The 18,191-nt window shown below is 62.9% G+C and carries 17 protein-coding genes and 2 tRNA genes; 10 read left to right on the top strand and 9 right to left on the bottom strand.

Annotated features, from left to right (window positions below; translation table 11 throughout):
* Window positions 1-2: 2 nt before the first annotated feature.
* Entirely contained in the window at window positions 3-1,103 is a 1,101-nt protein-coding gene (gene ychF, locus HH800_RS10520) for a redox-regulated ATPase YchF (RefSeq protein ID WP_004207317.1), read from the bottom strand.
* Window positions 1,104-1,142: 39 nt separating this feature from the next.
* A complete protein-coding gene (locus tag HH800_RS10515; RefSeq protein ID WP_169859720.1) occupies window positions 1,143-1,412 on the bottom strand; it encodes a hypothetical protein in 270 nt (89 codons plus the stop codon).
* Between the two features lie 84 nt (window positions 1,413-1,496).
* Here HH800_RS10515 and HH800_RS10510 point away from each other — a divergent pair, with 84 nt between their 5' ends.
* Window positions 1,497-2,732 (top strand): hypothetical protein, encoded by a 1,236-nt coding sequence (locus tag HH800_RS10510; RefSeq protein WP_235682086.1) that lies wholly within the window; start codon window positions 1,497-1,499, stop codon window positions 2,730-2,732.
* 9 nt (window positions 2,733-2,741) lie between these two features.
* Here the strand turns inward: HH800_RS10510 and HH800_RS10505 are convergent, their stop codons facing one another.
* Together HH800_RS10505 and HH800_RS10500 are read right to left on the bottom strand one after the other, a co-directional pair.
* Window positions 2,742-3,425 (bottom strand): DUF2490 domain-containing protein, encoded by a 684-nt coding sequence (locus HH800_RS10505; RefSeq protein ID WP_235682085.1) that lies wholly within the window; start codon window positions 3,423-3,425, stop codon window positions 2,742-2,744.
* 94 nt (window positions 3,426-3,519) lie between these two features.
* Window positions 3,520-5,148 carry an alpha-D-glucose phosphate-specific phosphoglucomutase gene (locus HH800_RS10500; protein ID WP_169861021.1) on the bottom strand — a complete coding sequence of 543 codons (1,629 nt, stop codon included), beginning with the start codon at window positions 5,146-5,148 and terminating at the stop codon, window positions 3,520-3,522.
* Window positions 5,149-5,373: 225 nt separating this feature from the next.
* Between HH800_RS10500 and HH800_RS10495 the strand changes: the two genes are divergently transcribed.
* Both HH800_RS10495 and HH800_RS10490 read left to right on the top strand, forming a co-directional pair.
* On the top strand, window positions 5,374-6,429 hold the full coding sequence (locus HH800_RS10495) for a linear amide C-N hydrolase (RefSeq protein ID WP_169861020.1): 1,056 nt from the start codon (window positions 5,374-5,376) through the stop codon (window positions 6,427-6,429).
* An 18-nt stretch (window positions 6,430-6,447) separates the two neighbouring features.
* Entirely contained in the window at window positions 6,448-7,254 is an 807-nt protein-coding gene (locus tag HH800_RS10490) for a hypothetical protein (protein WP_169861019.1), read from the top strand.
* Between the two features lie 6 nt (window positions 7,255-7,260).
* Here HH800_RS10490 and pth read toward each other — a convergent pair whose 3' ends face one another.
* From pth to HH800_RS10470, 4 genes are all read right to left on the bottom strand, one after another.
* Window positions 7,261-7,830, bottom strand: a complete 570-nt coding sequence (gene pth / locus HH800_RS10485; RefSeq protein WP_169861018.1) for an aminoacyl-tRNA hydrolase — start codon at window positions 7,828-7,830, stop codon at window positions 7,261-7,263.
* Window positions 7,831-7,917: 87 nt separating this feature from the next.
* Entirely contained in the window at window positions 7,918-8,529 is a 612-nt protein-coding gene (locus HH800_RS10480) for a 50S ribosomal protein L25/general stress protein Ctc (RefSeq protein WP_004207310.1), read from the bottom strand.
* A 115-nt stretch (window positions 8,530-8,644) separates the two neighbouring features.
* Window positions 8,645-9,535: a TraB/GumN family protein gene (locus HH800_RS10475; protein ID WP_169861017.1), complete on the bottom strand. Its 891-nt coding sequence runs from the start codon at window positions 9,533-9,535 to the stop codon at window positions 8,645-8,647.
* A gap of 4 nt (window positions 9,536-9,539) precedes the next feature.
* A complete protein-coding gene (locus HH800_RS10470) occupies window positions 9,540-10,466 on the bottom strand; it encodes a TraB/GumN family protein (RefSeq protein ID WP_169861016.1) in 927 nt (308 codons plus the stop codon).
* Window positions 10,467-10,600: 134 nt separating this feature from the next.
* Between HH800_RS10470 and HH800_RS10465 the strand changes: the two genes are divergently transcribed.
* From HH800_RS10465 to ppdK, 3 genes are all read left to right on the top strand, one after another.
* Complete coding sequence (locus tag HH800_RS10465) at window positions 10,601-11,473, top strand: glycine--tRNA ligase subunit alpha (protein WP_004207307.1); 873 nt, start codon at window positions 10,601-10,603, stop codon at window positions 11,471-11,473.
* Between the two features lie 106 nt (window positions 11,474-11,579).
* Window positions 11,580-13,811: a glycine--tRNA ligase subunit beta gene (gene glyS / locus HH800_RS10460; RefSeq protein WP_169861015.1), complete on the top strand. Its 2,232-nt coding sequence runs from the start codon at window positions 11,580-11,582 to the stop codon at window positions 13,809-13,811.
* A gap of 138 nt (window positions 13,812-13,949) precedes the next feature.
* Window positions 13,950-16,649 carry a pyruvate, phosphate dikinase gene (gene ppdK, locus HH800_RS10455; RefSeq protein WP_125997621.1) on the top strand — a complete coding sequence of 900 codons (2,700 nt, stop codon included), beginning with the start codon at window positions 13,950-13,952 and terminating at the stop codon, window positions 16,647-16,649.
* A gap of 46 nt (window positions 16,650-16,695) precedes the next feature.
* Here the strand turns inward: ppdK and HH800_RS10450 are convergent, their stop codons facing one another.
* Window positions 16,696-17,187: a hypothetical protein gene (locus HH800_RS10450; protein ID WP_169861014.1), complete on the bottom strand. Its 492-nt coding sequence runs from the start codon at window positions 17,185-17,187 to the stop codon at window positions 16,696-16,698.
* 138 nt (window positions 17,188-17,325) lie between these two features.
* On the opposite strand from HH800_RS10450, the gene HH800_RS10445 reads away from it, so the two are divergent.
* The 4 genes from HH800_RS10445 to HH800_RS10430 all read left to right on the top strand — a co-directional run bounded on the left by HH800_RS10445 (window position 17,326) and on the right by HH800_RS10430 (window position 18,160).
* Window positions 17,326-17,402 (top strand) — tRNA-Arg (locus tag HH800_RS10445).
* 106 nt (window positions 17,403-17,508) lie between these two features.
* A complete protein-coding gene (locus HH800_RS10440; protein WP_004207303.1) occupies window positions 17,509-17,688 on the top strand; it encodes a hypothetical protein in 180 nt (59 codons plus the stop codon).
* A 92-nt stretch (window positions 17,689-17,780) separates the two neighbouring features.
* Window positions 17,781-17,963, top strand: coding sequence for a hypothetical protein (locus HH800_RS10435; RefSeq protein WP_004207302.1), 183 nt, complete (start codon window positions 17,781-17,783; stop codon window positions 17,961-17,963).
* 120 nt (window positions 17,964-18,083) lie between these two features.
* A tRNA-Arg gene (locus HH800_RS10430) sits at window positions 18,084-18,160 on the top strand.
* Window positions 18,161-18,191: the final 31 nt, after the last annotated feature.

The raw sequence follows: 18,191 nt of genomic DNA, 5'->3' as shown, positions 1-18,191 counted from the left end.
GATCAGACGTTGAAGCGGAACAGCATGATGTCGCCGTCCTGTGTCACATAATCCTTGCCTTCCGAGCGCCACTTGCCTGCTTCCTTGGCGCCGGCTTCGCCATTGAACTGGACATAATCGGCATAGGCCATGGTCTCGGCGCGGATGAAGCCCTTTTCGAAGTCCGAGTGGATGGCGCCGGCGGCCTGCGGGGCCTTGCTGCCCTTGGCTACGGTCCAGGCGCGGGCTTCCTTGGGGCCGACAGTGAAGAAGGTGATGAGGCCAAGCAGCTCATAGCCAGCGCGGATGATGCGGGCGAGGCCGGCTTCGGTCAGGCCCAGCGCTTCGAGATATTCGCCGCGTTCCTCGACCGGCATGGTGATGAGTTCAGCCTCGATCGCGGCCGACACGATGACCGCGCTGGCATTTTCGGCCGCCGCTTTCTCGAACACGCGGGCGGAAAATGCGTTGCCCTCGGCCGCGGCGCCTTCCTCGACATTGCAGACATAGAGGACAGGCTTGGCGGTCAGCAGCTGCGCCTGGGCGAACAGGCGGGCTTCTTCCTCGTCGCGCGGCTGGGTCAGGCGGGCGGGCTTGCCGTCGCGCAGCAGTTCCAGCGTCTGGCCCAGCACCGATGCGGCGGCCTTGGCTTCCTTGTCGCCCTGCGCGCCTTTCTTGAGCAGGTTGGGAACGCGCTTTTCGAGGCTTTCGAGGTCGGCGAGCATCAGTTCGGTTTCGACCGTCTCGGCGTCGGCGATCGGATCGACCTTGCCCTCGACATGGGTGATGTCGTCATCCTCGAAACAGCGCAGGACGTGGACGATCGCATCGGTCTCGCGGATGTTGGCCAGGAACTGGTTGCCCAGCCCTTCGCCCTTCGACGCGCCGCGCACCAGGCCGGCAATGTCGACGAAGGCGAGCTGGGTCTCGATGATCTTGGCGCTGCCGCCGATCCTGGCGATGGTTTGCAACCGATCGTCAGGCACGGCGACGCGACCCTCATTGGGCTCGATCGTGCAGAAGGGATAATTCGCCGCCTGCGCTGCCTGCGTCTCGGTCAGCGCATTGAACAGGGTGGACTTGCCCACATTGGGAAGCCCGACGATACCGCAACGAAAACCCATTATCGAAACCTTTGAAGACGCAGATTGATGCTCTGCCCGCTAGCGCCTTCCCGCCTGCAAGGCCAGCATTTCCACGATGCGGGGGCGGAAAACAGTGGATGCGGCTGCTGTTTCGGGCATTCCTCCGGGGTGGCCCTTATTGTGGGGAGCCGGGCTTTTTCTACTATGGCCGAAAAATAAGCGGGTCGCGCTGGCAATCGGGAGACGATTATGACCATCGCGACAAGGCTTGATGCTGCTCTTGGCAAGAATATCAACAAGATATGCGAAAATAAATTTCACGATCCGGCAGCGAATCACTGTGCGCATTTTGTCTCGCACATATGTGATCTGACATTTTCCTTTAACTGCAAACAGTTAGCTGGTGGAAGCAAGCCTGGCGCCAATGTCCGGGTGCATGAGATATTCGCCCAATGTTCGCGTGTGGGGCGCTGGGACGATGCCGATCTCGCCAAGACCCAGCTGATTTTCGTGACGCTGGCCAGCAATGTCGACCTTACCCGCAAAGAGATGGTCAACATTCCGCAAAAGCATATCGGCGTCTATCATGGCGGGAAGGTCTATCATTACAGCAACACCGCCGATCAGGTGACGTCGGAATCGCCCGAGAGCTTCCTTGCCAAGTTCCAGGAACTTTATGCCGGCAATCAGGGGCTATTCTATGGCTGGATACCGGGCGAAAATCTGCTGCTCGACGTGCAGGCCGAGCCGCGATCGGTCAGCGCCGACAAGAAGTTCGAACTGCCCGATCCCGTCGATGGCCGCTGGAAGGCGCGACTGGTCGGCGAACCTGATTTCTTCCTGGTGGGGAAGGAGGTCAATGACGCTGCCCGCAAATATCACGGCATCTTCATGCCGGGCGCCAGCTATTGGGGCGAGATTTATCGGGCGGAGGAGTATCGCCCCAGCTTGCGGACCTGGGCGACGCTGCTGGAAGTGACGGGGGCCTGCGAGAGCGAAAATCACTTCAATCTGGTCAACACCTATGACCGAGCGAAATTCACCTTCGGCTTCTATCAACTGGCCGCGCATACGCCGCAGGACAATCTGATCCTGATGTTCCACCGGCTGGCCGAATTGCCCGATTTCAAAGGCTATTTCCCCGAACTGGAATTGCGGGGCGGGCGCCTGTTCCGGGTCGATTCCGATGGCGGAGCGACGGATCTGGAGCAGGAATTCACCGCCAGCAACGGCGAACGGCAGATCATGTTGTTCATGAACTATCTGAACCCCCAGCGGGTGCCGATCGACCGCCAGGAAGTCTTGCAGGCGGCGCGGCTGATCCACTGGACGCAGCATGATCCGGCTGCCCGGCTGGCTCAGGTGCGGACCGCCGCCGATATCCTGCAGCGCAAGATGTCCGCGCGCTATGCCCGGAAGCTGCCGCTGGACGGCAAGCCCGACATCGTCTGCGCGATCGTGGCGGATATTTTCCATCAGGGGCGATCGACCTTTGCCGCCGTCAAGCCGCTGCTCAGCAGCGCCAATCCGGTCGAGGCGCTGCTGAAGGTCAATGATGCCGCCTGGAGCGGGCGTAACAATCGGCTGCGCGCGGCAATCAAGGTCGCCAAGGATCAGGGGCGGCTGGGGCAGAAACATTATTCCGCCGCCACCAACGAATTTGTCTGACCCGGAGGATCAGTGGCGGAAGAACAGCGTCACTGATGCGACATGGTTGACGCGCTGGCGGCTGCCGCCCTGGTCGATCAACTGGTTGAGGTAGCCGACTTCCATGGTCGACGCGCCCGGTAGGCCGATCTCGACGCCGACGAAGCTGCGTAACTGGTCGAAGCCCTTGCGGGCGCCCCAGTCGGTGTCGTTGAGGGCGAAGAAGACCTCGCCATAGGCGAGCGCATTGACCGCGTCGCTGCCGGGTTTGAGCGCATGTTCCACCCGCAGCATCTCGCGCAGGCGCCAGCCCATGTCGCTGCCGTTTGAGCGCCAGCGCTGCTCCAGCCGGGTGCGTGAGGAAATCTCGGCATCCTTGGGCCGCGACAGTGTCCAGCTCAGTTGCTGGAAACTGCGTTCCTCATTGACGTCCTTGCCACCCTCGATCGGGACGACGACATGGGCGTAGCCCTGATAGAGGGTGATGTCGCGCGACAATTTGACGCCCAGCGCGCCGCGGAACAGCGCCTGGTCGATGCGCGACACGCCGTCGCCGACGCGTGGCTGGATTTCCGCGAAATAGACCAGCTCGTCCTTGATCGACCCCATCGCCGTCAGATTGACCCAGAGCTGCTCGTCCTCGCTCGTCGCGGCCTGGGCGGGCAGGGCGAGGGTGGCAAGGGACAGGGCTGCAGCAAGGGACGGGAAACGCATGAAACCTCTGGCGGTGGAAAGCGACATTTCCATCCGCCTTTAGGTTGCTGTCATTGCTGTCCCGTTGCTGCGGGGTAAGCGATGGTGAACTGGTTCAGGTGATGACGCTGGGCTGGTCCATACCTGTATAGCCGGCGATGTCGGCCAGTTCCTGCGCCGCCGCCACCAGCGGCGCCAGCGCATCGCCGGTTGCCAGCGCCAGATCGCCGTCCGGCCCGACATAGCGTTCGATATAGACGCGCAGGGTCGCGCCCTCGGTGCCGGTGCCCGACAGTCGGAAGACGACGCGCGATCCATCCTCGAACAATATGCGCACGCCCTGGTTCTTGCTCACCGACTGGTCGGTCGGGTCGGTATAGGCAAAATCGTCCGCCGCCTTCACCGTGCCGCCGCTGTTGCCGGTGCCGGGCAGGCTGGCGAGCGTGTCGCGCAGGGCCGCCATCAGCGCGTCGGCCTTGTCCTTGGCGATCGCTTCATAGTCGTGGCGGGCATAATAGTTGCGGCCATAGGTTACCCAATGATCGGCCATGATGTCGGCTACGCTCTGCTGGCGCGCGGCGAGGATATTGAGCCACAGCAGCACCGCCCAGATGCCGTCCTTCTCGCGCACATGGTCGGACCCGGTGCCGGCGCTTTCCTCGCCGCAGATCGTCGCCATGCCGGCGTCGAGCAGATTGCCGAAGAATTTCCAGCCGGTCGGTGTCTCATAGAGCGGGATGCCCAGCTTCTGCGCCACCCGGTCGGCCGCGCCACTGGTCGGCATGGAGCGGGCGATGCCTTTCAGGCCACCGGCATAGCCGGGCGCCAGATGGGCATTGGCGGCCAGCACCGCGAGCGAGTCCGAGGGGGTCACATAGCAATGGCGGCCGATGATCAGGTTGCGGTCGCCGTCGCCGTCCGACGCAGCGCCGAAGTCGGGCGCATTGGTGGCCATCATCCGGTCATAGAGCGCCTTGGCATGGACCAGATTGGGGTCGGGATGATGATGGCCGAAATCGGACAGGGGGGTGCCGTTCATCACCGTGCCGGCCGGCGCGCCCAGTCGCTTTTCGAAAATCTCGGTCGCATAGGGGCCGGTCACCGCGCTCATCGAGTCGAAGGCGAGGGTGAAGCCACCGGCGATCATCGCCCTGATCGCGGGGAAATCGAACAGGCTTTCCATCAACGCGGCATAGCCGGCGACCGGATCGACCACCTCGACGGTCATGGCGCCCAACTGGCTGGTGCCGAGCGTGTCGATATCGACGTCGGCGGCATCGAGGATGCGATAGCTGTCGATGGTCAGGGTCCGCGCATGGATCGCGTCGGTCACCTTCTCCGGGGCTGGCCCGCCGTTCGACACATTATATTTGATGCCGAAATCCTCGTCCGGGCCGCCGGGATTATGACTGGCCGACAGAACAAGGCCGCCAAAGGCGCCGGACGATCGGATCAGGTGCGACGCGGCCGGGGTCGACAAGATACCGCCCTGGCCAACCAGCACCCGGCCAAAACCATTGGCCGCCGCCATTCTGAGCGCGATCTGGATGACTTCGCGGTTGAGATAGCGGCCATCGCCGCCGATCACCAGGGTCTGGCCCGCAAAGCCGTCCAGGCTGTCGAACACCGACTGGATGAAATTTTCCGCATAATGGGGCTGCTGGAAGACCCGAACCTTCTTGCGCAGGCCCGATGTGCCGGGCTTCTGGTCGTCGAAAGGCGTGGTCGCGACGGTCTGGATCACCTCTGTCCCCTGCTTTGCCTAATAAGTCGTTACGCCTCTATGGCTTGTTCATGCTGCACTGCGCAATGCGCTTTGTCGCGCCGAAGGTGCGGGCGGCCGTGATCGCATGCGATTACTGCGCAAGAGACGGGTTGGCCAAAGCCGTCATGCGGGTTATCACCCATGGCAACTATTCAGAAAATCGGCATTTTCAGGGGCAGTATCGCGACCATATCGGGAGGTTCCATGTCTCGTCTGCCCGCTTTCCTGTCCGGTCTTGCGCTGCTGACGGCGCAACTGGCTTCGGTATCGGCCGATGCCTGCACGCGCCTGGTCTATCATGGCGCCAATGACGATGTGATCACCGCCCGGTCGATGGACTGGAAGGTCGATGTCGGCACCAACCTCTGGATCTTTCCGCGCGGCATCGCGCGCAGTGGGGAGGCCGGCCCCAATTCGGTCAAATGGACGTCCCGCTATGGCAGTGTGATTGCCACCGGCTACGACATTTCCACCACGGACGGGATGAACGAGGCGGGGCTGACCGCCAATCTCCTGTGGCTGGTCGAGTCCGAATATCCCCATTATGACGGCAAGCAGCCGGGCATGAGCATTGCCATCTGGACCCAATATGTGCTCGACAATTTCGCCACGGTGAAGGCGGCGGTCGACGCGCTGGGCAAGGAAAGCTTCGTCGTCGTCACCGACAATATTCCGGGCGAGGAACGGCTCGGCACGCTCCATCTCGCGATCTCGGATGCGTCGGGCGACAGCGCCATCTTCGAATATATCAAGGGCAAGCTGGTGATCCATCACGGCCCGCAATATCCGGTGATGACCAATTCGCCGATCTTCGACGAGCAACTGGCGCTCAACGCCTATTGGAAGGAGATTGGCGGAACGACCATGTTGCCGGGCACCAACCGCTCGGCCGATCGCTTCGCCCGCGCCTCCTTCTATGTGAAGGCCATTCCCAAGAGCGAAGACCCGGTGACGGCGCTGGCCAGCGTGTTCAGCGTGATCCGCAATGTCTCGGTGCCATTCGGCATCTCGACCCCGGACCAGCCCAATATCTCCTCGACCCGCTGGCGCACGGTCGCGGATCACAAGCGCAAGCTCTATTTCTTCGAGTCCGCGTTGACGCCGAACAGCTTCTGGGTCGATCTGAAGACGATCGACTTTGCGCCTTCTGCCAAGGTGAAGAAGCTCGATCTTGGCCCGAACCAGACGAAAACCTTTTCGGGCGAGGTCAGCGGCCAGTTCAAGGATGCGCCGGCCTTCAAATTCCTGGGACTGTCCTGATCGGCTGGGGGCGCCGCCATGCGATATCTTCCTCTATGCTGCCTGCTCGCCAATGCCCTTGTCTATGCCGGACCGGCCTTGGCGCAGGAGGCGCCGGCGCAACTGTCCGATGACACGCCCGATCAGGGCTGGCATCTCACCGTCTCACCCTATGTCTGGGCGGCATCGCTGTACGGCAATGCGGAACTGGCTGGGTTCCGCACCAGGGTCGACATGCCCTTCTCGGAGATATTCGACCATCTCGACTTCGTCACCATGGGCGAAGTCGTCCTGAGCAATGGCAAGGTCGGCGCCTATGTCGACGGCCAATATGTGAAGACCCGCCAGGACGCATCCGTCTATCACCAGCAGGTCGGACTGGGCATCAGGAAGACCCATGTGTCGGGCGGCCTGTTCTACAATATCATCGACCATCGCATGGCGGAGCGAACCGTCCATGGGGATCGGCGGCGCTTTACCTTCGCGCCGGTCGTCGGTTTGCGCTGGTCGAAACTGTCGGCCGATGTCGCGGCGCTGGGCCTGACGGCCAATCGCAAGGCCGACTGGACGGAGGTGCTGGCCGGCGTCCGCACGGCGGGCGATATCGACCGTCACTGGGTGATCGACGCGCGCCTGAATGCCGGCGGCTTTAGCGATCGGAAATCCAGCATGGATAGCGAGGGAACGATTGGCTACCGGCTGCGCCTCGCCGGCCTGCCACTGACCGTGCGCGCTGGCTATCGCTTCGTCCATCAGCAATATCGGATGCGCGACTTTACCGGCCAGCAATTTCGCTGGAACGTATCGCAGGAAGGGCCGCTACTGGGCCTCTCGGCGCGCTTCTGATCCGCCTCAGTCGGCCAGCCGCAGCGCCACTTCGTTCATGAAGCGGGCGTCGTCATTCTTGGCCAGCCATTCCGCCTCGGCACCGATCGCGCTCAGCATGTCGGCCAGCGCGTCCATCTCGCTCTTGTGGTAATTGCCTAGCACATAGCCATGGACCTTGTCCTTGTGGCCGGGATGGCCGATGCCCAGGCGCACGCGGCGGAAATCATTGCCAATATGGGCGTCGGTCGAACGCAGGCCATTATGGCCGGCATTGCCGCCGCCGCGCTTCACCTTGACCTTCATCGGCGCAAGGTCGAGCTCGTCATGGAAGACGGTCACGTCCTGCGGCGTCAGTTTGTAGAAGCGCATGGCCTCGCCGATCGCGCGGCCGCTTTCGTTCATGAAGGTGGCGGGCTTGAGCAGGATGATCTTCTCCGGGCCGATCCGCCCTTCCTGCACCCAGCCCTGGAACTGCTTCCTGGGCGCCGAGAAGCGATACATGTCGGCGATCAGGTCCACGGCCATGAAGCCGACATTGTGCCGGTGCATCGCATATTGCTGCCCCGGATTGCCGAGGCCGGCCCAGATCTGCATCGTCTATCCCGCATAAAATGAAAATCCCGCCCGCCGGTTAGGCGGACGGGATCGGAATTTCCAGCCTGCAAGCAAGCTGTAAGACGATTACTCGCCTTCGCCCTCGGCGGCTTCGCCTTCGGCGCTCTTGAGAGCCGAGGGAGCGACGATGGTGGCGATGGTGAAGTCGCGGTCTTCGATCGCAGCCTTCGCGCCCTTGGGCAGGGTTACGGCGCTGATGTGGATCGAATCGCCGACTTCGAAGCCCTTGAGGTCGACGACGACGTCATCGGGGATCTCGGCGGCATCGACGACCAGTTCGACGTCGTGACGGACGACGTTCAGCACGCCACCCTTCTTGAGGCCGGGCGAGGCGTCTTCATTCTCGAAGCGCACCGGGACAGCGACGGTCACGGTGGCATGTTCCGAAACGCGCAGGAAGTCGGCGTGCAGCGGACGATCGGTCACGGGGTGGAAGGCCACATCCTTGGCGAGGGTGCGGACGGTCTTGCCGCCAACTTCGACCATGATGACCGAATTGAAGAAGTGGCCGGTGCCGAGCTGCTTGTTGAGGAGCTTTTCCTCGACGTGGATCGACAGGGGTTCTTCGTTCATACCATAGATGACGGCGGGTACGCGGCCCTCACGGCGGAGGGCGCGGGAGGCTCCCTTGCCTGCCCGATCGCGTGCCTCGGCCGACAGCGTAAGCTGCTCGCTCATTGCGTGTCTCCAAAAGCAAATTTGATACAATTTTCCCGCCACGCCTCCAGGGATGACCATCGCGGGAAGGCGGCCCTGTAGCAGAAAGCGGCGATAAAGCAAGTTTAGCGTTGGCTTATTGCACGCGCGTGACCTTGTAGCCCTTGGCCTTGAGCAGATCGATGAGATTGTCCTTGCCGGTCAGGTGGCCGGCGCCCACTGCGATGAAGGGGCGGCCCTTCAGCTTGTCGACCGCGCCGACCCAGTCGCGGTTGCGCGCGGTCAGGATCGCATCCTCGACCACCGGATCGGGCTGCTCGCCATTCTGGTCCTCTTTCGCGATCGCCTCCATGTCGCCCTTGGCCCAGGCGGTCAGGATGCGATTATAGAGCGCCTTCATATCCTTGGCTTCATGGATGGTCTGGATCAGCAGCTTGCGCTGCGCCGCTTCGGGCAGGCCGTCAAAGGCGCCGAACTGGCGCTCGACGGTTTCGAGGCCACCGATCGGCCGGCCCTTGAAGGCAGCGATCAGCACCGGCTCGACGCCATTTTCCTGGCTGACGTTCAGGTTTTCCTGCGACGCGGCGGACAGCAGCATGGCCGCCGCCCAGCTTTCATAGCCCGACAGCGCCTGTGCGCTGGTGCCGCCTTCCTTGACGATCCGGTCGAGTTCGGGGCGCTCGCCCGCCGGCACGCGCTCGTCGAGCGCGGGCAGGTTGGGGCTGCGGCCCATGCTCTCGAACAGGCCCAGCGTCTTCTGCTGGTCCTGCAGGTCGGCGGCCTCCAGCACCAGCTGGTCGGCATCCTTCCACGCCTGCTTGATCGTCGGCGTCTGCCAGTCGACCCCTTCGGGCAGGACATGGATGGTGCCGAAGATCCAGCCGTCCAGCCCGGCGCGTTCCACCCGCCACAGCGCTGGCCCTTGGCCGGCCTCGACCTTGGGGGCAGGGGCCTTCTGCTCGCTGCCGCAGGCGGCGATGAGGGCAAGGCCGCAGAGGGCCAGAAAACGGATCATCCAGCTTTTCATGGCCTTATTCCCCCTGCTTTACGCGCGCGCTGGCGATGCCCAGCGTCTTCAACTGATCCTGCACGCTGCCCTTGCCGGCCAGATGGCCCGCGCCGACCGCGACGAAGACGGTGCCGGGCTGATCCAGTCGCGCCTTGATCCACTTGGCCCAATTGGCGTTGCGGTTGATCAGCAGCACCTGGGCCAGTTCCGGTGTGGCCTTGAGCGAATCATTCATCTCGTCGGCCAGCTTTTCCGGCTGGCCAGTCTGCCAATGGTTGAGCAGGGCGGCGAACTCGCCTTCCATCCCGTCCATGCCCTCGACCGTGGCATTGAGGAACTGGACCTGCTGCGCCATCGGCAGGTCGGCGAAGAAATTGAGCTGCTGCTCCACCGTTTCCAGTGCGCCGACCTTCTTGCCGGCCTTTTCGGCTGCGGCCCGCAAGATCTTTTCCGCGCCGATGTCGGACTGGTAGCCCAGCTTCTGCAATGGCGCGACCGACAGGATCATGCCGGCCATCCACGGATTGAACGCCTCGAACGATTGCCAGGGTACGCCGGCCGCCACCATCGCCGCGCGATATTTCTGCGCGGCGTCGGGCGCGAGGCGGGTGGACAGGGCGACCCGGTCGGTCGCCATCGCCTTGCCCGCCATCATCTGCGCCATCTCGCCGGGATTTTCCGGCTCGATGATTTCCAGCACCAGTTCGTCCGATGCGTCGAACGCCTGCTTCACCCCGCCCTTGAACCAGTCGATCCCCGGTTTCAGCACATGGACGGTGCCGAACAGATAGATGGTCGTGTCGTCATCCTTCACCTGCCACAGGGCAGGGGCGACGTTGACAGCGATGTTGGCGGGTTCGCGGGCGGTGACGGGCTGGGCCTGGCCCCAGGCGCCGAGCAGCAAAAGTCCCGCGGAAAGCCAGCGGGACGGGAAAGCGGTCAGTCTCATATCCCTTCCATGCGGGCGCCGGGCGCGCAGGGCAAGCGGCTTAACCCTGTTCGACGCGGCTTTTCCTTGACCCTTGGCCCGCGCTGCGCCAAGGCGCGGCCGACCATAATCTGTCATTATTGCAAGGACCACCGGTGGCCGAGGGCAAAGCGCTTTCCTTCCAGGACCTCATTCTCACCCTGCACGCCTATTGGGGCAAGCAGGGTTGTGTCATTCTTCAGCCCTACGACATGGAAGTGGGGGCGGGTACATTCCACCCGGCAACCACGCTCCGCAGCCTGGGGCCTAAGCCCTGGAACGCGGCCTATGTCCAGCCCAGCCGCCGTCCGACCGACGGCCGCTATGGCGAGAACCCGAACCGGCTGCAGCATTATTACCAATATCAGGTGATCATGAAGCCCAGCCCTGCCAACCTGCAGGAGCTATATCTGGGCAGCCTCCGGGAAATCGGCATCGATCCGCTGGTCCACGACATCCGCTTTGTCGAGGATGACTGGGAAAGCCCGACGCTGGGCGCCTGGGGTCTGGGCTGGGAAGTCTGGTGCGACGGCATGGAAGTCACCCAGTTCACCTATTTCCAGCAGATGGGTGGCTATGACTGCAAGCCGGTCGCGGGCGAATTGACCTACGGCCTCGAACGCCTCGCCATGTATATTCAGGGCGTCGACAGCGTCTATGACCTGAAGTTCAACGACCAGGGCGTCACCTATGGCGACGTGTTCCTGGAAAATGAGCGGCAGATGTCGAAATGGAATTTCGAGGTCGCCGACACCGAAAAGCTGTTCCGCTGGTTCAAGGACTGCAAGGCCGAATATGACCAGTGCATCGCCAATGATGTGCCGCTCGCGGCTTTCGAGCAGGCGATCAAGGCCAGCCACACCTTCAATCTGCTGCAGGCGCGCGGCGTGATCTCCGTGCAGGAGCGCGCCAGCTATATGGGCCAGGTCCGCGACATGGCGAAGGGTAGCTGCGAAGCGTGGATGAAGACCAACGGATGGACCGCCTGATGACCATGAACAATTTCGTCATCCCAGCGAAGGCTGGGATCTCGGGCCATGTGGCACTGCATTCGCTTGCGGCCCCAGCCTGCGCTGGGGCATCGGAGGAAATCGCATGACCGATTTCCTCCTCGAACTGCGCTGCGAGGAAATTCCCGCGCGCATGCAATTGAAGGCGTCCGATGATCTGGCCCGCCTCTTCACCGAGGAACTGGCCAAGGCCGGGCTCAAGCCCGCCTCGATCGACAGCTTCGTCACGCCGCGCCGCCTGGCCCTGATCGCCCGCGACCTGCCGCTGGAAACTGCGGCGGTCAGCGAGGAGTTCAAGGGGCCCCGGACCAGCGCGCCGGCACAGGCGCTCGAAGGCTTCCTGCGCAAGACCGGCCTGACCCAGGATCAGCTTGAGGATCGCGACGGCGTCTGGTTCGCTGTCGTGAACAAGCCCGGCCGGGCCACCACCAACGTGCTGGCCGAAGCGGTGCCGGCAGTCATCCGCGCCTTCCCCTGGCCCAAGTCGATGCGCTGGGGCGCGGCCAGCGCCACCACCGAAAGCCTGCGCTGGGTCCGCCCGCTGCAGGGCATTATCGCGCTGCTCGGCGGCGAGATCGTCCCGCTGTCGATCGAGGGGGTCGAGGCTGGCCGCGAGACGGTGGGGCATCGCTTCCATTCGACCGGTGCGATCCGCATCGACGGCGCCCACGACTATGCCGACAAGCTGCGCGCCGCTTATGTCATCGTCTCGCATCAGGAGCGTCAGGCGATCATCGAGGCGAAGGCCGGCGAGGCCGCGGCGGCCAAGGGCTATAGCGTGATCGAGGACAAGGGCCTGGTCGCGGAAAATGCCGGCCTCACCGAATGGCCGGTGCCCTTGCTGGGCGATTTTGATCCGGAATTTCTTGAGGTTCCACCTGAAGTTATTCAGCTAACCCTGCGTATCAACCAGAAATATTTCGTTCTGCGTGATGCGACGGGCAAGCTCGCCCCGGCCTTCATCTGCACCGCTAATATCGAAGCGAAGGATGGCGGCGTGGCGATCGTCGCCGGCAACCGCAAGGTGCTGGCCGCGCGCCTGAGCGACGCCCGCTTCTTCTGGCAGCAGGACCGCAAGACCCCGCTCGCCGAGCAGGCGAAGAAGCTTGGCCGCATCACCTTCCATGAGAAGCTAGGCACCGTCGCCGACAAGGTCGAGCGCGTCGCCAAGCTGGCCGAATGGCTGGCGCGCGAAGGCATCGTGCCGAACTGCGACCCGGTGCTGGCGCGCCAGGCCGCGGAACTGTGCAAGGCGGACCTCGTCACCGAAATGGTCGGCGAGTTCCCCGAACTGCAGGGTGTGATGGGCGGCTATTATGCCCGCGCCGAAGGCCTACCCGACGCCGTCGCCGATGCGATCCGCGACCATTACAAGCCGGTCGGCCAAGGCGATGACGTCCCCACCGCGCCGGTCACGGTGGCGGTCAGCCTGGCGGACAAGCTGGATACGATATCACAGTTTTTTGGTATCGAAGAGAAGCCGACTGGCTCGAAGGATCCGTTCGCTCTCCGGCGTGCAGCAGTTGGAATTATAGCGCTCATCAAAGAAAATCGCCTTCGGATGAGTGTTTTGCTTTCGTCTGTTTGGTCACTGTTGCAGCGCGATAGCGCCTCGAAAGCAATTATTGCCAAGCAGGATAAGCGCGCAGAGGTTCTGAACGCCGTGCTTGATGAACTTGGCCCGGAAGCAGCCATTGGTTCTGTTAAGGGGTGGGCTTCGTCGGTAAAGGAAGGCACCTTCAAAAACGAGGTGCGAAATGCCGTCATCGAACAGATGAGTGCTGATCTACCTATCGCTGCTTCCGTTCGAGATTTTATTCTTGATCGATTGGAAGTGGCAGAGCGGGATAACGGCGTGTCTGTCGATCTTATCCGTGCAGTTAGAACCTGGAACGAGGGGAGCGAGGACGACCTTGTCCGCCTGCTCGCCCGCGTGAAGGCGCTCCAGTCCTTCGTCGCGACCGATGATGGTGCCAATCTGCTCGCGGGCTACAAGCGCGCCGCCAATATCCTCAAGAAGGAAGGCGTGGAGCAGGCGGAGGCGATTTCGCTTTCCTATGAACCCGAAAAGGCGGAAGCTGATCTGATCGCTGCGCTCGACGCGGCGGAACCGCAGGCGGCACAGGCTGTCGCGGCCGAGGAGTTTGAGGGCGCCATGGCGGCGCTGGCGACGCTCCGTGCGCCGATCGACGCCTTCTTTGAGACCGTGACGGTGAATGATGCTGATCCGGCGAAGCGCACGACTCGCCTCGCGCTGCTGGCGCGGGTCCGTGATGCAGTGCACAATGTCGCCGACTTTTCGAAGATTACAGGATAAGGAAACGAAATTCCAAAATCTGCGGGAAATATGCGAAGTTAAGCGGGATAAGTCCTATCCCCTAATGGCTTGAGCCGCTAATTGCGGCATTATTATTGCAACGCACAACTCGGCAATCAGTGCAGGGAGAGCCGGTATATGGTTATGACGGAAGAGGCCCAGATGAGCACCACTTCGACGCGCTATGTTTATCGTTTCGGCGGTGGCGTGAACGACGGGGGCAAGGGCGACAAGAATCTGCTGGGCGGCAAGGGCGCGAACCTTGACGGCATGGCCGCGATCGGCCTGCCGGTGCCGCCGGGCTTCACCATCACCACCGAAATGTGCACCCGCTATTATACCGATGGCGGCGTCTATCCCGAGAGCCTGAAGGCGGAAGTCGCCAATGGCATCGCCCATATCGAGGCGGTCACCGGCAAGAAGTTCGGCGACGCCGCCGATCCGCTGCTGGTTTCGGTCCGCTCGGGCGCGCGCATCTCGATGCCGGGCATGATGGACACGGTCCTCAATCTCGGCCTCAATGACGAGACGGTGCTGGGCCTCGCCGCCGCATCGGGCGACGAGCGTTTCGCCTGGGACAGCTATCGCCGTTTCATCCAGATGTATTCGGACGTGGTGCTGGAACTCGATCATGGCGCATTCGAGGAAGCCCTCGAAATCGCCAAGGAAGATCAGGGCTACACGCTCGACACCGAAATGACTGCCGACGACTGGAAGGCGCTGGTTTCGGAATATAAGGCGCTGGTCGCCAAGCTCTGGAACAAGCCTTTCCCGCAGGACGTCGCCGACCAGCTCTGGGGCGCGATCTCGGCCGTGTTCGGCAGCTGGCAGGCGGACCGCGCCAAGGTCTATCGCCGCCTGAACTCGATCCCCGGCGACTGGGGCACGGCCGTCAATGTGCAGGCGATGGTGTTCGGCAATATGGGCGACACCTCGGCCACCGGCGTCGCCTTCACCCGTGACCCCGCGACCGGCGAGAACGCCTATTATGGCGAATATCTGATCAACGCCCAGGGCGAGGACGTCGTTGCCGGCATCCGCACCCCGCAATATCTGACCAAGCAGGCGCGCGAGCGGGCAGGGGCCAAGCCGCTGTCGATGGAAGAGGCGATGCCCGAAACCTATGCCGAACTGGCACGGGTGTTCGACATCCTCGAAACCCATTATCGCGACATGCAGGACATCGAGTTCACGGTGCAGCAGGGCAAGCTCTGGATGCTCCAGACCCGCTCGGGCAAGCGCACCGCCAAGGCTGCGCTCAAGATCGCGGTCGAAATGGCCAGCGAAGGCCTGATCTCGGAAGAAGAAGCCGTCGCCCGCGTCGATCCCGCCGCGCTCGACCAGCTTCTGCACCCGACCCTCGATCCCAAGGCGCCGCGCGATGTGCTGACCAAGGGCCTGCCTGCCTCGCCGGGCGCGGCCAGCGGCGCGATCGTGTTCGATGCCGACACCGCCGAGCGTCGCAACGAACTGGGCGACGCCGTCATCCTGGTCCGCGTCGAAACCAGCCCGGAAGATATTCACGGCATGCACGCGGCCAAGGGCATCCTGACCGCGCGTGGCGGCATGACCAGCCACGCCGCCGTGGTGGCGCGCGGCATGGGCCGTCCCTGCGTCTCGGGCGCGGGCAGCCTGTCGATCGACAATGCGAACAAGATCCTGCGCATCGGCAGCCGCGAGCTGAAGGAAGGCGATATCCTGACCATCGACGGCGCCACCGGCGAAGTCATGGCGGGTGAAGTGCCGACCGTGCAGCCCGAACTGGCCGGCGATTTCGGCATCCTGATGGCCTGGGCCGACAAGGTCCGTCGCCTCAAGGTCCGCGCCAATGCGGAAACGCCGCTCGACTGCCAGACCGCACGCGACTTCGGGGCCGAAGGCGTGGGCCTGTGCCGCACCGAGCATATGTTCTTCGACGCGGCCCGCATCACCGCCGTGCGCGAAATGATCCTGGCCGATAGCGAGAAGGGCCGCCGCGTCGCGCTCGACAAGCTGCTGCCTGAGCAGCGTGACGATTTCGCGCAGATCTTCATGGTGATGGCCGGCCTGCCCGTGACCATCCGCCTGCTCGATCCGCCGCTCCACGAATTCCTGCCGCATGGCGAAGCGGAGTTCGAGGAAGTGGCCAAGGCGGCCGGCGTCGGTGTCGAGGCGCTCAAGCGTCGCGCCGCCGAACTGCACGAATTCAACCCGATGTTGGGCCATCGTGGTTGCCGCCTGGGCGTGACCTATCCCGAAATCTACGAAATGCAGGCCCGCGCCATCTTCGAAGCCGCGCTGATTGTGAAGGAACGGAGCGGCGAAGCGCCGATCCCCGAAGTCATGATCCCGCTCGTCGCGACGAAGAAGGAGCTGGAACTGATGAAGGCGATCGTCGATCAGGTCGCCAAGGACGTGTTCGCCGAGCAGGGCGCATCGGTCGACTATCTGGTCGGCACGATGATCGAACTGCCGCGCGCCGCGCTCAAGGCCGGTGAGATCGCCGAAGTCGGCGAATTCTTCTCCTTCGGCACCAACGACCTCACCCAGACGACGATCGGCATCAGCCGTGACGACGCTGGCCGCTTCCTGACGCAATATGTCGACAAGGGCATCTTCGCCCGCGATCCGTTCGTCAGCATCGATGTGGAGGGCGTGGGCCAGCTCATCGAACTGGCGGCCGAACGCGGCCGGGCGACCCGCCCGGGCATCAAGCTCGGCATCTGCGGCGAGCATGGCGGCGATCCGGCATCGATCGCCTTCTGCGAGGCGACCGGCCTCGATTATGTCTCGGCCTCGCCCTATCGCGTGCCGATCGCCCGCCTTGCCGCGGCGCAGGCCGCTCTGGCGAAGAAGTAAGCGGAAAGGGCGGGAGGCAACTCCCGCCCTTCTTCGTTTCAGGGGATCAGGCCTGGCCGGTGAGGCGGCTCAGCAGGCCCGGCTTCTCGCCCCGTTCCAGATCATGCGCCTGGCCGCGCCAGTCCTCATGGGCGATCGTGCCGGGCTTGAGCCCAAGGCGGGCTTCCAGCGTCGCTTCCTGCTCGCCATTCAGCGCCGCGATCTGGCCATAGCGATGATAGCCGGCCTCGTTGAGCGCGACCTCCTGCGTCTGGCTGATGCCGTTGATCCGGCTGAGGTCATCGCGGCCATGCACGCCGCCGGCCACGGCGGTGGCCGTGTCAGGGCCGATCGGCACGGACTGGCGCTCCAGTTCGGCGATCCGTTCATTGGCGGCATTCAGCCGCGCATCGCGATCCCGGATGGCATGATGGTGGGCGCTCTGTTCCTCGCGCCACAGGCGCTTATATTTGCCCCGGCCGCTCATCATCAGGCCAAGCACCAGGCCGGCCAGCAGCGCCACCAACAGCAGCGCAATCTCATTGGGTGTGAAGCTCATGTCGGCATCCTTTCCAGCGTCGAAACGATCAGCCCGCCGGGAAGTTGCCGAAAACGCCCATGGTTCGGGCATTGTCGAAAAAAGTGAAAGAAAGTGCTTGCCAGCACCGCCGGACGCTTCTAACAGCGCCACTCCAACGCACCCGTAGCTCAGCTGGATAGAGCATCAGACTACGAATCTGAGGGTCGGACGTTCGAATCGTTCCGGGTGCACCATTTTCCTTCATCGCTGAACAATCGAATGCAACTCGCTGTGGTTGCTTGGGATTTTGCCGCGTCAATCGGCATTGACGCCGGGCGCGATCTGAAGAAGCATTCCGTCATGCGCACGACATTGGGCATCTGCACCCGCAAGGCACGCTATGCCACGGAGGAGGAGGCCTGGGCTGTCGTCCACCGGGCCGATATCGTCCTGCGGCCTTATCGCTGTGCGCTGTGTCGCCAATATCATCTGACCAGCCGGACCAAGGGCATGCGACTGCGGCCACCCTATCGGGAATGACCGATCAGAGGCCAAAGCGGCTTCCAGATTATTTTCCCTGCCGAAGTCAGCATGCTAGGATCGACGCATCGTTCGACATGCGGGGAATATCCATGGTCTGGATCGCACGCCTCCTTCTGTTCATCCCGTCGCTGATTGCGGGCTGGTTCGTGTCGCAGGAAGACCCGCGCTACTGGGTGATTGCGCTGGCGATCGGCCTCACTTTCCTGGCGCTGGGTATCATTGCCGCCATCTACATCCCGATTCTCCATCCCTGGCCGCGCCGCAAGCAATAGGCGGCGAGGGGCAAGTCCCGGAAATACGGGCTTTTGTCGGCGATTTTCGCATAAATTTCACATTGATGATTTTTGGGGGTTGCCAGATCAGCCGGGCCCTTATATCTGCGCCTCCACAACGCACCCGTAGCTCAGCTGGATAGAGCATCAGACTACGAATCTGAGGGTCGGACGTTCGAATCGTTCCGGGTGCACCATTCCTTCACAGGAATAAAATGGGCCGGAAAC

This window comes from Sphingobium yanoikuyae (assembly GCF_013001025.1).
In the GTDB taxonomy this organism is placed as follows: Bacteria; Pseudomonadota; Alphaproteobacteria; order Sphingomonadales; family Sphingomonadaceae; genus Sphingobium; species Sphingobium yanoikuyae_A.
This window is presented reverse-complemented; position numbering and strand designations above follow the sequence as displayed.

Bases quoted from the DNA above. Each gene is read 5' to 3' on its own strand.
- ychF (WP_004207317.1), bottom strand. From the start codon at position 1,103: ATGGGTTTTCGTTGCGGTATCGTCGGGCTTCCCAATGTGGGCAAGTCC.
- HH800_RS10515 (WP_169859720.1), bottom strand. From the start codon at position 1,412: ATGCGCACAGTGATTCGCTGCCGGATCGTGAAATTTATTTTCGCATAT.
- HH800_RS10505 (WP_235682085.1), bottom strand. From the start codon at position 3,425: ATGCGTTTCCCGTCCCTTGCTGCAGCCCTGTCCCTTGCCACCCTCGCC.
- HH800_RS10495 (WP_169861020.1), top strand. From the start codon at position 5,374: ATGTCTCGTCTGCCCGCTTTCCTGTCCGGTCTTGCGCTGCTGACGGCG.
- HH800_RS10490 (WP_169861019.1), top strand. From the start codon at position 6,448: ATGCGATATCTTCCTCTATGCTGCCTGCTCGCCAATGCCCTTGTCTAT.
- pth (WP_169861018.1), bottom strand. From the start codon at position 7,830: ATGCAGATCTGGGCCGGCCTCGGCAATCCGGGGCAGCAATATGCGATG.
- HH800_RS10480 (WP_004207310.1), bottom strand. From the start codon at position 8,529: ATGAGCGAGCAGCTTACGCTGTCGGCCGAGGCACGCGATCGGGCAGGC.
- HH800_RS10475 (WP_169861017.1), bottom strand. From the start codon at position 9,535: ATGAAAAGCTGGATGATCCGTTTTCTGGCCCTCTGCGGCCTTGCCCTC.
- HH800_RS10470 (WP_169861016.1), bottom strand. From the start codon at position 10,466: ATGAGACTGACCGCTTTCCCGTCCCGCTGGCTTTCCGCGGGACTTTTG.
- glyS (WP_169861015.1), top strand. From the start codon at position 11,580: ATGACCGATTTCCTCCTCGAACTGCGCTGCGAGGAAATTCCCGCGCGC.
- ppdK (WP_125997621.1), top strand. From the start codon at position 13,950: ATGGTTATGACGGAAGAGGCCCAGATGAGCACCACTTCGACGCGCTAT.
- HH800_RS10450 (WP_169861014.1), bottom strand. From the start codon at position 17,187: ATGAGCTTCACACCCAATGAGATTGCGCTGCTGTTGGTGGCGCTGCTG.
- HH800_RS10440 (WP_004207303.1), top strand. From the start codon at position 17,509: ATGCGCACGACATTGGGCATCTGCACCCGCAAGGCACGCTATGCCACG.
- HH800_RS10435 (WP_004207302.1), top strand. From the start codon at position 17,781: ATGGTCTGGATCGCACGCCTCCTTCTGTTCATCCCGTCGCTGATTGCG.